Origin of the sequence: Caballeronia sp. LZ008 (genome assembly GCF_031451435.1) — a bacterium.
GTDB lineage: Bacteria > Pseudomonadota > Gammaproteobacteria > Burkholderiales > Burkholderiaceae > Caballeronia > Caballeronia zhejiangensis.
Map to the genome: position 1 here is coordinate 609,719 of NZ_JARUXK010000002.1, position 12,074 is coordinate 621,792.

10 protein-coding genes and 2 pseudogenes are annotated in these 12,074 nt (G+C 61.9%); 7 read left to right on the forward strand and 5 right to left on the reverse strand.

Annotated elements, in window-relative coordinates:
• Positions 1-5: 5 nt before the first annotated feature.
• The 3 genes and pseudogenes from QCE49_RS17200 to QCE49_RS17210 form a co-directional block, all read right to left on the reverse strand.
• Positions 6-1,145 carry a porin gene (locus tag QCE49_RS17200; RefSeq protein ID WP_309806212.1) on the reverse strand — a complete coding sequence of 380 codons (1,140 nt, stop codon included), beginning with the start codon at positions 1,143-1,145 and terminating at the stop codon, positions 6-8.
• 657 nt (positions 1,146-1,802) lie between these two features.
• The gene (locus QCE49_RS17205; RefSeq protein WP_309806213.1) at positions 1,803-2,063 is read right to left on the reverse strand and encodes a hypothetical protein; all 261 of its coding nucleotides are present in this window, start codon (positions 2,061-2,063) and stop codon (positions 1,803-1,805) included.
• 536 nt (positions 2,064-2,599) lie between these two features.
• A pseudogene (locus QCE49_RS17210) lies at positions 2,600-2,968 on the reverse strand (alpha/beta fold hydrolase); the annotation flags it as partial.
• Between the two features lie 414 nt (positions 2,969-3,382).
• On the opposite strand from QCE49_RS17210, the pseudogene QCE49_RS17215 reads away from it, so the two are divergent.
• Together QCE49_RS17215 and QCE49_RS17220 are read left to right on the forward strand one after the other, a co-directional pair.
• A pseudogene (locus tag QCE49_RS17215) lies at positions 3,383-3,757 on the forward strand (cytochrome ubiquinol oxidase subunit I); the annotation flags it as partial.
• A 16-nt stretch (positions 3,758-3,773) separates the two neighbouring features.
• The gene (locus tag QCE49_RS17220; protein ID WP_250456998.1) at positions 3,774-4,763 is read left to right on the forward strand and encodes a cytochrome d ubiquinol oxidase subunit II; all 990 of its coding nucleotides are present in this window, start codon (positions 3,774-3,776) and stop codon (positions 4,761-4,763) included.
• A 79-nt stretch (positions 4,764-4,842) separates the two neighbouring features.
• On the opposite strand, the gene QCE49_RS17225 is transcribed toward QCE49_RS17220, so the two are convergent.
• Positions 4,843-5,784, reverse strand: coding sequence for an AraC family transcriptional regulator (locus QCE49_RS17225; RefSeq protein ID WP_250456999.1), 942 nt, complete (start codon positions 5,782-5,784; stop codon positions 4,843-4,845).
• 252 nt (positions 5,785-6,036) lie between these two features.
• Here QCE49_RS17225 and QCE49_RS17230 point away from each other — a divergent pair, with 252 nt between their 5' ends.
• The 5 genes from QCE49_RS17230 to QCE49_RS17250 all read left to right on the forward strand — a co-directional run bounded on the left by QCE49_RS17230 (position 6,037) and on the right by QCE49_RS17250 (position 11,213).
• On the forward strand, positions 6,037-6,756 hold the full coding sequence (locus QCE49_RS17230) for a FadR/GntR family transcriptional regulator (protein ID WP_250457000.1): 720 nt from the start codon (positions 6,037-6,039) through the stop codon (positions 6,754-6,756).
• Between the two features lie 100 nt (positions 6,757-6,856).
• Entirely contained in the window at positions 6,857-7,624 is a 768-nt protein-coding gene (locus QCE49_RS17235) for an SDR family oxidoreductase (RefSeq protein ID WP_250457001.1), read from the forward strand.
• A gap of 13 nt (positions 7,625-7,637) precedes the next feature.
• The gene (locus QCE49_RS17240; RefSeq protein ID WP_250457002.1) at positions 7,638-8,957 is read left to right on the forward strand and encodes an MFS transporter; all 1,320 of its coding nucleotides are present in this window, start codon (positions 7,638-7,640) and stop codon (positions 8,955-8,957) included.
• A gap of 3 nt (positions 8,958-8,960) precedes the next feature.
• Entirely contained in the window at positions 8,961-10,208 is a 1,248-nt protein-coding gene (locus QCE49_RS17245) for an enolase C-terminal domain-like protein (RefSeq protein WP_250457003.1), read from the forward strand.
• Between the two features lie 93 nt (positions 10,209-10,301).
• Positions 10,302-11,213, forward strand: coding sequence for a LysR family transcriptional regulator (locus QCE49_RS17250; RefSeq protein ID WP_250457004.1), 912 nt, complete (start codon positions 10,302-10,304; stop codon positions 11,211-11,213).
• On the opposite strand, the gene QCE49_RS17255 is transcribed toward QCE49_RS17250, so the two are convergent.
• Positions 11,204-12,046, reverse strand: coding sequence for an SMP-30/gluconolactonase/LRE family protein (locus tag QCE49_RS17255; protein WP_309806218.1), 843 nt, complete (start codon positions 12,044-12,046; stop codon positions 11,204-11,206). The genes QCE49_RS17250 and QCE49_RS17255 overlap by 10 nt on opposite strands.
• Positions 12,047-12,074: the final 28 nt, after the last annotated feature.

The following is a 12,074-nucleotide window of genomic DNA, read 5'->3' on the forward strand; positions in this document are numbered from 1 at the left end:
CTGTCTTAGAACGTATGCCGGATGCCCGCGATCACGGATATCTGCGATCCACCGGCGGGAGGTGTCGGCACCGGAGACAGCGTGGTCGCCGCAAGCGCCAGCGTGCCTGAGTTGTTGATATGCTCGCCCGTCACATACAGAAGCGTGCGCTTGGAAAGGAGGTATTCGCCGCGCAGCACTTCGATCACCGCCTTGTTGGGCGAATGCTCGTATTTGAGTTGCGCCAGCATCCCGTCGATATGGAAGAACGGCGTCACCGGAACCGTCCCTGTCACCCATACGAGAGTGCTTCTCGGCGTGGCGATACCTTCGTTCACGCGCCTGATCCATCCCACGCCAAACTTCGCCTTCGCGATCATGAAGTATCCGCCCAACGTGAAGCGGCTATCCGTGAGATCGGGCGAGGTCAGGCCGCCCCACGTCGCGGAGGTGCCGCCATAGTTGCGCTCGTATGACGTCGCCAGGCCCCAGATGTGGCCTTCGTACTTGAGCAACGCCGAATACTCCCGGCACTGATTCGACGGAGAGGTCTGCCCCGGACAGTTAGTCGCGACATTGCTGTTGCCGTTGACGGCATCGCGGCCGAAGCTGTAGTTGACGCCGCCTTCGAAGTCGCCGAGGAAATAGCGATAACTCACGGCGTTATCGGCGCGCGCATTGGCGATGCCGTTGTCGAGCGTCGTCAGACCTTGCGCGCCGGTTCCGAACGGATTGATGAACGAGATGCCGAAGAAGCGCATCGTGTACTGGCGGCCGAATGTCAGGCGGCCATATTTCCCGTCGAGACCCACATACGACTGCCGGCCGAAGATGCGCCCACCCTGTCTCGATGCGCCGGTCGTCGGGCTGAAGCCGCCCTGCAGGTCGAAAATCGCCTTGACTCCGCCACCCAGATCCTCGCTGCCCCGGACGCCGAAGTAAGAGGTGGCGGTGCCATCTCCTGTACGCCATCCGTTCGCGGTCTGGTTCTTCCCAGTGGCGACGTTGTTGACGAATTCGACACCCTGATCGATCAAGCCGTACATCGTCACCGAGCTGGCGCCGACGGGTTTCGGCGGCGGTGCGTCCTCTTCCTCGTCTTGCGCCCATGCGGAAGAGGCGCTCAGAAGTGCGGCGCAGACGCATAGCGCGGTCCGGTATTTCATTTGTCTGTGTCTCCGTCATGTTGCTCACTGAGCCGGTGAAGCGGTGTCGGGACGGCCGCGCCTGTGAGCTTTTCTTTGATGTGTTCCGGCGATGATCAAATTCTGCCAGCGGGATGTCATCTCCAAGTTGAAAAAAACAGCGTCAAGATTGAGCAAATGGTTAATGCGGCCGCGCAGGAGAGAGGAACCGATCCGCCGGTGGACCTTCGAATCGGATGCCGCAAACGGGCATACGGGATGTCTCCCACCGGACGGATCGACGCGCGCGCACACACGACGTGTTCTCACGCTGTCGGGTACTCATGGGACGCGCTGAGTGTGCATTTCCGCCGCGACGACAATTCCAGACTTTTGTCAGGACCGGTATGCGCCCCCTTTATCTACTCGTCCAAAGAGGCGAGCGTGCCGAGACTATTTTCCGATATCGACCGTGAGAGACTCGCGAGTATTCGGTCGTCTACGCCAACGGGTCGATTGACCACATGTCTCGGGGCTACCAGGGCGTGAACAAGATCTAACTCGCGACGAAGTCCGTCGCTGTCGTTCAGGGCAGCGGTACGTTCGCCCTGCGCAGGCCCGCGACCTGCGCCGCTCGAAACTCTCTCGTTGAGCGAAGCGAAGAGGACGGCCTGTGCGAAGTAGCAGTCGACTCCGAAATCACCGAATCGGCTCGTGCGGACGGGCCTGAATCAGGCGTGCCACGCCAGCAGTTCGTCCGCCTCGAAAGCCTGCGTGGTTCGCGAACGGACCGACGAAGCCACTGAGATTGCTCACCGATTTGATGATCGCGATGGAAACGGCCGCGGTCGAGCGCGTGAGAAACAGCGTAGGCAATGCCCACAACGGCGACTTGAACGCATAGAGTCCGGCGAGGCTCAGGATGATTATCGTGACCGATACATACGGGTTCGTCTTCAAACCTGTGCCGAGCAGCGCGGCGGCGGCAAGGTGCGAGCGGAATCGCCGAATGCATACGGCGTTCGTTACGGCGACCCGAACTGTGCGACCGCAGGACCAAGACGATCGTCGTGAACAGATGCGGCACCATCGCGATGAGACCGACCTGCGTATGGCTCAGTGTCCTGAATGCGCGCACACCTGCATGCGCGCCTTGTGCAGCCGACCACGGAATCGCGTCCGCAGTCCGGAGTCGCTGCGAGCCAATAGCTAGAGGTGCGACATACCGTAGTCAGCCCGCTAGGCAGGTCCAGCATGTCAACAGGTTGGTCCACCGCAAGAGCGTACCGTGCGTTCTCACCCGCCATGTGCCATAGACCGCGAGTGGCGCTCCAGGCGCCTCACGTCGGAGTTTCTATCCGCGCATTGAGGATTTGGCAGCTTCCAGAGTGAACTGGCCGTTCGACTGGCCACCCTGTCACTTTGGCGAGCGGCCAAAACTGGCCGACTTTGGAAGGCTGCCCGCTTCACGACTGTGCTGCGAAACGGGCATCGGCTTAGGCCTGCACGAAAGCCAGCAGATCAGCGTTTAACACGTCCGCGTTGACGGTCAACATCCCATGCGAATAGCCGGGATATGTCTTTAACGTTCCGTTCTCGAGTAACTCGATCGACTTCTTCGCCGAATCACCGATTGGCACGATCTGGTCGTCCTCACCGTGCAAAACGAGCGTGGGTACGGTGATGGCGCGAAGATCTTCTGTCTGGTCCGTTTCGGAAAAGGCCTTGATGCCCTCGTAATGTGCCTTTGCACTACCCATCATGCCTTGTCGCCACCAGTTCTGAATGACGCCCTGGTGGACCGTCGCATCAGGGCGGTTGAAGCCGTAGAACGGACCCGTCGGTACGTCTAAAAAGAACTGTGCGGAATCGAACCGATATGCGAAGCTCCAAAAGACACGCGGCATCCGCCGTCCTGAATGCAGCGGCTACAGTAGCCGCCGAAGAACCATCCTTGCAAGTCGAAGTGACGTCGGGCGAGATATCGACGCTTGCCGCCGCGCTCGATGCGCTGCTCCGCCGTTGCGCAGCAACAACCGATCGATCAACTGTCGTTCGGGATATCGAACATCATGCGCATCAAGCGTTCGCTCGAAGAACGGCTTAATTCGGCCGATCGGATCTGAAGCCGCCGTTTCAATCAACTCATCAGTCGATCCGCGCCGCCGCATACCGCATGCGATGCGGCGTGTCACGGCGTTCGGCAATCCGGTCGACAACTCACAGGAGACGTGTTTATGCTGCACAAGAAAAAAGATTCGGGCGCTGCGCCGATGCCCGCGTATGCGCTGCGCAAGACGCGCGGAAAGCTCGATGCGCTGCTCGCCCGGCGCAAGCTGTTGCTCGCGTGGGTGCTCTGCATCCCGTTGCCCTACGTGGCGGTGGAAGCGGGCTGGATGGTGCGCGAAGTCGGCCGGCAACCGTGGGTCGTGTACGGCTTGCAGCGCACGCGCGATGCCGTCTCGTCGGTTCCGGCCTCTTCGGTCTCGCTCAGCATCGCGATGTTCCTCGCCTTCTACGCCGTGCTGCTGTTCACGTTCTTCGTGCTCGCAAGACGCTGGCTGCGCGCCGGCCCCGATCTGGACATCATGCCGCCCGCCGCTATGGCCGGCGAAACGGCTCGATCGAAAGCGAACGCCGTCACCGGTTACTGAACTCAGGAGTCTGCAAATGGATAGTGCCGTTCATACGATGCTCGCCGATACATGGTTCGGCCTGATCGGGCTGATGCTCGTCTTCTATGTCGTCACCGATGGTTTCGATCTCGGCGTCGGCATCCTCACGCTGCTGCGCAGGCAGTCCGCCGACCGCGATGTCATGGTCCAGTCGATCGGTCATGTATGGGACGCCAACGAAACGTGGCTCGTCGTGCTGGGCGGCGCACTGTTCGGCGCGTTTCCCGCCGCCTATGCGCTGCTGATGGAGCATCTCTATTTGCCCGTCATGGCGCTGATCGCGGGATTGATCATGCGTGGCGCCGCAATCGAGTTTCGTCATAGCGTGGATCAGGGTCCGCTCTGGGACAAGGTGTTCGGCATCGGCAGCCTGATCGCGGCGCTCTCGCAGGGCGTCGTGCTCGGCAAGGTCATCACGGGGCTCGCGCCCGGCAAGGTGGCGCTCGCGTTCGTCGTCGTCACGGCGATGGGCGTCGTCGCGGGCTACTGCCTGCTCGGCGCGACCTGGCTCGTCGGGAAGACCTCGGGCATGGTCGAGCAATGGGCGCGCAGGATGTCCCTGCTGAGCGCGATGTTCACGGTGGCCGCCGCCGCGCCGCTCACGCTGGCGACGTGGTTCAGGAGCGATATCGGTCATGCGCGGTGGTCGCAACCGGGCGTCATGCATCTGCTGATCGTGCTCGCACTCGGCGCCGTGGCCGCGTTGGCGTTCATCATGGCATCGCTCTATCTCGGCAGTTCGCGCGGGCCGTTCCGCGCATCGGTAGCGCTCTTCGTGCTGTCTTTCGCGGGACTGGCGATCAGCGTGTTCCCCGATTTCATTCCGGGCAAGCTGGGCGTTCTCGAAGCCGCTTCGGACTCGCCGACGCTCGCGTTCATGCTCATCGGCATCGGACTCGTCTTTCCGGTGATGATCGGCTACAACCTTTATCAGTATCACATCTTCCGCGGCAAGCTCGCGGGCGGCGCGCACGCGGGAGAGTGAACGATCTTCGTTGATGGGCACGAAAACGCCGCCCTGGGGCGGCGTTTCATTGAAGTCGCGCCATTCGATCGGACAGCGCTCATGCCGCGTCGAGCGTCGTCTGCCAGTGCTTCGGCGTAGCGCCGACCAGACGCTTGAAGACCGTCGTGAAGTGCGCCTGCGAGCGGAATCCGCAGGAAAGCGCGACATCGAGAATGCTGTGCTTCGAGGTGCGCAAAAGCGCCTGCGCGTGATCGATGCGCTTTTGCAGCAGGTATTCGTGCGGGCGCATGCCGGTGGCGCGCCGAAATTGCGCGGCGAAATGCATCCGTGTGAGTCCGGTGCTCGCGGCGATGTCGGCCAGGCTGATGTTGTCGGCCAGATGCGATTCGACGAACTCCGATACGCGGTTGATGCGCCATTGCGGCAGCGCCGAAGGCTCGCGTCCGCGCACGGCCGGCGCCGAGAAATGACGCGCGACGAGCCGCGACGCGATTGCACAAGCGACGCTGTCGATGAACACTCTGCCAGGCGCCGCGCCTTCCGTCTTGCAGACGGCGAGCGCTTGTCCCAGACGTTCGAGCGCGGGATCGCGTATCAGCTTCGGATCGCCGAGCACGATGTCGCCCGCATGCGGCCGCTGGAACAGATCCTCGTAGCATTCCGCCAATGCCCGCTGCGGCACGAAGAGATGCAGCACATCCATCGCGGATTCGAACACGGCCGAGACGCGCGTCGCGGGTGCGGTCACTTGCACCACGCCGGCCGGCACGCGCCCGTGCAGCAGCTTGCGCCCCGCATGACGAAAGATCAGTTGCGCGCACCGGAGATTCAGGCTGACGCAATGATGCGTGCCGCTGCCTTCGTTGACGGCTTCGAGCGGCGCTTCGCCGTGATGCAGCCACCGAGACATTGCCATTCGCTCGGACTGCGCATCCGCTGCGGGCTGCAGCACGCGCGGGCTTGGGCTGCGCCATCGGTCTTCGAGTTCGATCAGGGGCGCGCGCGGCGTCCCGGCTTGCGAAAGCAGGTCGAGCGTCATGATGTTTCCTTCTCTTGCTTGGATCTGACGGCGTGCCGAGGACCGGCACAGCGATGACTCAACGTTAAAGAAACGGAAACGGCCCGCCTAGCCGTACAAAAGGTTGACTGCCCCGCCGAATGGTTGAGCCGACCTATATCAAGGTTTGATGCCCGCGTCCGGCAATGCACTTGCACCGGGTCAACCCCGATTGTTCCGATGAAAGATCGTCTGCTACCTTCCAAATCATACGTATGATCTAGAGGGAGCTGAATGCCGACCTTGCACAGGCAAGTCCTCAATCAAATGGGCGAACAGATCTGCGCGGGCAAATTCGCGCCCGGCGACATCCTGCCGGCCGAAGGCGAACTCGCCGAACTCATGCAGGTGAGCCGCATCACGATTCGCGAGACGATGAAGTCGCTGTCCGCGAAAGGCATGCTGCAGGTGCGGCGCCGTCACGGCACGATCGTGTTGCCGCGCTCGCACTGGCAGTTGTTCGATCCCGACGTCATCACATGGCGCGCACGTTCGGGCGTGGTCGATGACGACCTCATCCGCGACCTGATGGAACTGCGCATGATCATCGAGCCGAATGCCGCGAAGCTCGCGGCGAAGCGCGCGACGCCCGAGGACCGCATCGCGTTGCGTCGCGCATTCAAGGCGATGGAGCGCGCCGTTGCAGGACAAGGCGAATACGTGCCGGCGGACCTCGCGTTCCACGGTGCGATTCTCACGGCATGCCACAACCAGTTTGTTCAGCAGATGCAAAACGCGCTCTCCGCAATTCTGCGCACGAGCTTTGAGTTGAGCTCGGAGATCGAGGGCGGCCCCGCCCGCTCGCTGCCGATGCACGAAGCGTTGTGCATCGCGATCGAACAAGGCGATGCACATGCGGCGGAGCAAGCCGTGCTCACGCTGATCGAACGCGCGGAAAAGGACTTCGACGATCGCGCGGCGCTTGCCCGCACCGTGAACGACACGCCTTCATAGCAATACATCATCGTTTGGCAACCAGGAACGCAGCCTCGCCAAAGAGGCTGCGCGGACGCGCTCGCGTCGACGTTTCGACCGCATCACATAAGGAACACGCATGAACAAGTTGTTCGATCTCAATGGCCGAACGGCCCTCGTCACGGGTTCGGCACGCGGCATTGGCTACGCGCTCGTGGAAGGACTGGCGAGGGCGGGTGCGCGCGTTATCGTCAACGGCACGAAAGCCGAAACCGTCGATGCCGCTGTCGGCCGTCTGCAGGCACAAGGCTTCGACGCACGCGGCCGCGCATTCGACGTCACCGATGAAGCGTCGGTTGCCGCTGCGTTCGCCGCGTGGGATGCGGAGGGCATCGAAGTGGATATCGTCGTGAATAACGCGGGCATTCAGTTCCGCAAGCCGATGATCGAGCTCGCGCTCGCCGACTGGCAACGCGTGATCGATACCAATCTGACGAGCGCATTCATCGTCGCGAAGGAAGCCGCGCGTCGCATGATCGAGCGCAAGCGCGGCGGCAAGATCATCAACATCGGTTCGCTTACGAGCGAAGGCGCGCGCGCGACCGTTGCGCCTTACACGGCCGCAAAAGGCGGCATCAAGATGCTCACGCGCGCGATGAGCGCCGAATGGGCGTCATTCGATATTCAGGCGAACGCAATCGGCCCCGGCTACATCCTGACGGACATGAACCAGGCGCTCGTGGATAACGCGGACTTCGACCGGTGGGTCAAGAACAGCAATCCGTCGCAGCGCTGGGGCAAGCCGGAAGAGCTCGTCGGTACGGCGGTGTACCTCGCGTCGGCTGCATCGAGCTATGTGAACGGGCAAATCATTTACGTCGATGGCGGCTGGCTCGCCGTACTTTGACATCGGAGACATCATGGACAACATCAAAACGGTCGCACCGCAAAGATGGTGGCATCTCATGCCGATCATCTTCATCACGTACAGCCTCGCTTATCTGGATCGCGCGAACTACGGCTTTGCGGCGGCCGCGGGCATCGACAAGGATCTGGGCATCACGTCGGCGACCTCGTCGCTGATCGGCTCGCTGTTCTTCCTCGGATACTGCCTGTTTCAAGTGCCCGGCGCGATCTACGCACAGAAGAACAGCGTCAAGAAGCTGATCTTCGCGAGCCTCATCTTGTGGGGCCTATGCGCCGCCGCGACCGGCATGGTGAGCAACATTCCGACGTTGATGGCGCTGCGCTTCATCCTCGGCATCGTCGAAGCGGCGGTGATGCCGTCCATGCTCATGTACATCAGCCGATGGTTCACGCGCACGGAACGCTCACGCGCAAATACGTTCCTCATTCTCGGCAATCCGGTCACGGTGTTGTGGATGTCGATCGTGTCGGGCTATCTCATTCGCAACTTCGGCTGGCGCGAAATGTTCGTGATCGAAGGCGTGCCCGCGATTCTGTGGGCCATCGTGTGGTGGTTCACGATAAAGGATCGTCCCGCCGATGCCCCTTGGATGAGCGACAAGGAGAAAGCCGATTTCGATGCCATCCTCAAGTCCGAGCAGGCGCATATCGCGCCGGTGCGGGACTACAAGGCGGCGTTCCGTTCGTCCATCGTGCTCAAGTGCTGCGCCATTCACGCGTTGTGGAGTATCGGCGTGTACGGCTTCATCATGTGGCTGCCGTCGATTCTGAAGTCGGCGTCGAAAACGATCGATATCGTCTCGGTCGGCTGGCTCTCCGCCGTGCCGTATCTCGCGGCCATCGTTTTGATGCTGCTCGCATCGTATCTGTCCGATAAAACGCGCAATCGAAAGCTCTTCGTGTGGCCGTTATTGTTGATCGGCACGGTCGCGTTCGTGGGTTCGTATCTCGTCGGCACGTCGAATTTCTGGCTGTCGTTCACGTTGCTCGTGATCGCGGGCGCCACGATGTACGCGCCTTACGGACCGTTCTTCGCGCTCGTCCCCGAGCTGATTCCGAGCAATGTGCTCGGCGGCGCGATCGGTCTCATCAACGCGTGCGGTGCGCTCGGCGCCTTCCTCGGCGCGTGGCTCGTCGGCTATCTGAACGGTGCGACGGGCAGTCCTTCCGCATCGTATGTGTTCATGGCCGCGGCGCTGCTCGCGTCGGTCGTCCTCATGATGCTGGTGCCCGCGCAGACCGGCCAGCGCTCGACACCCAAGGGAGGCACGGGCAGCAAGTCCGATTCCGTGACTTCTCTTCTCGTGAAATAACTCATGGCAACGCTCATCACCGACGTCAAGGTCATCCTGACCGCGCCTGAAGGCATCAATCTCATCGTCGTCAGGGTCGAGACGAATCAGCCCGGCTTGTATGGGCTCGGCTGCGCGACCTTCGCGTACCGGCATCTCGCGGTCAAGTGCCTGATCGAAGATTACTTGCGGCCCTTGCTGATCGGGCGCGATGCCGAGGCGATCGAAGAGCTCTGGCAATTGATGCATCAGAACGCGTACTGGCGCAATGGACCGATCGAAAACAACGCGATCTCGGGCATCGATATGGCGTTGTGGGACATCAAGGGCAAGCAGGCGAACATGCCGCTGTATCAGTTGTTCGGCGGCAAGGTGCGCGAAGGCGTGCCGATCTATCGTCATGCGGATGGCCGCGATCTCAACGAACTCTGCGACAACATTCAGCGATATCGCGAGCAGGGCATCACGCATGTTCGCTGTCAAAGCGGCGGATACGGCGGCGGCGCATTCGGCCGCGCGCCATCGAATGCGCCGGAAGGCGCTGCGGACGGCATTTACCTCGACAGCCGCAAGTACATTCGCGACACGCTCAAGCTGTTCGATGGCATCCGCAGCAAGATCGGCTTCGATGTCGCGTTGTGCCACGACGTGCATGAGCGTCTGAAGCCGGTGGAGGCGATTCGCTTCGCCCGCGAGCTCGAGCCTTTCGAGTTGTTCTTTCTCGAAGATGCGATCGCGCTCGAAGAAGGCGAATGGATGCGCCAGTTGCGCGAGAAAACCACGACGCCGCTGGCGCAAGGCGAGCTATTCAACAATCCGTATGAATGGCGCTTTCTGATTACGGAGCGGTTGATCGACTTCATTCGCGTGCATCTGAGTCAGATCGGCGGCATCACCGCGGCGCGAAAACTGCAGATCTTCGCCGAGCAATTCGGCGTGCGGACGGCCTGGCATGGTCCGGGCGACATGTCGCCGCTCGCGCACGCAGCGAACATTCATATCGACCTTGCATCGCGTAATTTCGGCGTGCAGGAATGGTCGGGCACCGAGCCGCCGAACTTCGTGATTCAGGAACTGAAAGGTCCGCGTGAGGCACTGCTCGATGTGTTCCCGGGACTTCCTCAGTTTCGCAACGGCTTCGTTCATGCCAACGAAAAGCCGGGCTTGGGCGTCGATTTCGATGAGCGTGAAGCGGCGAAGTATCCGTGCGAGCGTAACGTCACGCTATGGACGCAGACGCGCTTGATGGACGGCGGGTTGCAGACACCCTGACGGCTGCGCTCGATTGACTTCCTGCCGGCTCCATGGCTATTCTCGCGTCATGAAAACGTCGCGGCGCGAGCGATCGCGTCCCCGGAGATTCACTTGCGCTTCGACCTCCAATCGCTGAAGCTTTTCGTCGCCGTCTGCGAACACGGCAGCATCGCGCGGGCTGCGGAATTCGAGAACATCGCGGCTTCGGCGCTCAGCAAGCGCATGTCGCAGCTCGAAGACATCCTCAAGACGGCGTTGTTCGTGCGTAGCAACAAGGGGCTGGAATTGACCGTCGCGGCGGCAGCACTGCTGCAACACGCACGGACGCTGCTGCGCGACATCCAGCAGATGGAAAGCGAATTGCTCGACCACGCGGAAGGCGTTCGCGGTCAGATCCGGCTACACGCCAGCCTCTCCACCATCGTCCAGTACATCGCCAAGGATATCCGCGATTTCCTGGATCTCCATCCAGCTTTGCGCATCGACCTTCAGGAGAGCCTGAGCCCTGCTGTCGTGCGCGCCGTTTCCGAAAACACTGCCGATATCGGCGTGTTCGGCGGCACCACGGTAACTGCCGGCCTGCAGGTCTATCCGTACCGAAGCGACCGCCTCGTGGTCATCATGCCGCCCGATCATCCGCTGGGCCGTGCCGGCCGTCTCAAGTTTCGCGAGGTGGCGCGATATCCGCTCGTGGGGCCTCAGGAAGGAAGCTATCTGAATTCGCTGGTGTTGCGCGCGGCGGCAGACCTCGACCATCCGCTCAAGCTGTCTATCCGGGTCAATGGCTTCGAGCCGGTGCGCAGCATGGTCGAAGCGCGCCTTGGCGTGGGACTCGTGCCCGAGCATCACGCCGAGCGCTATGTCAGCTCGGCGCCGCTGGTTGCTGTCCTGCTGGACGAACCGTGGGCCGAGCGGCACTGGAAAATCTGCGTGCGTGAGGCAGAGTCACTTCCCGCACCCGTCCAGCTCTTCCTCAAACACCTGCTCGCAAGCGCGCAGCAGCAGCCCGGCGATCACGAATAAGCTAGCCTCAATCCGGGTTCCGGCCACGACAGCACACCCAGACGCCCGGTGCCGGACATCGTGACATACGCTGTCTTCATGTCGGCGCCTCCGAAGCAGATGTTCGTCACCATGCCGTCGGGGACCATGACTTGCCGAACCACCTCGCCGGTCGGCGCGACGACGGTGATGCAACCCGTGACGAGCGTCGCTACGCAAATGTTTCCTGCCGCGTCCACGGCCAGGCTGTCGAATCGCTGGTAGCCCGGAAGCCCGCACACGAGACGTCCGCCGTGCGGCGATGGATACGGATGCTTGCGCGCCCGGCCGGGTTCCTCGAGGTCGAACGCCCATAAGCGCGCCGTTTCTGTTTCGGCGACGTAGACCACGCGATCGTCGGGCGACAGACCGACGCCGTTCGCGGTAGTAAGCGGATACGCGACTTCGACGATCATCGACCCGTCGGCTCGCGCGTAATAAAGACCCGCGTGATCGCGATCGCGCAGCCGGTTCTTGCCGAAATCAGTGAAGTAAAAACCGCCTTCGTGGTCGAACACGATGTCGTTCGGCCCGCACAGCGGTTGATCGCCGCAGCGCTCGTAGAGCGTCGTCAGCGTGCCCGTGCGCGGGTCGAACCGTTCGATCCGCCCACTCGTATAGCCTGGATGGATACCCGGCCGAGTGCGATTGAGCCCGGCAACGGTACGGAACAGGAATCCCCCGTTGTTGCAGATGTAGAAAGCGCCGTCCGGACCCACAGCGAGACCGTTCGGCCCTCCGCCTGTTTCCGCGACGACGCTCACGCTGCCCGTCAACGGCAAGCCGCCCGCGACGAAGCCCACCAGCGCGGTCATCGATCAGATCAAGCGGCGCTTCGTGCCG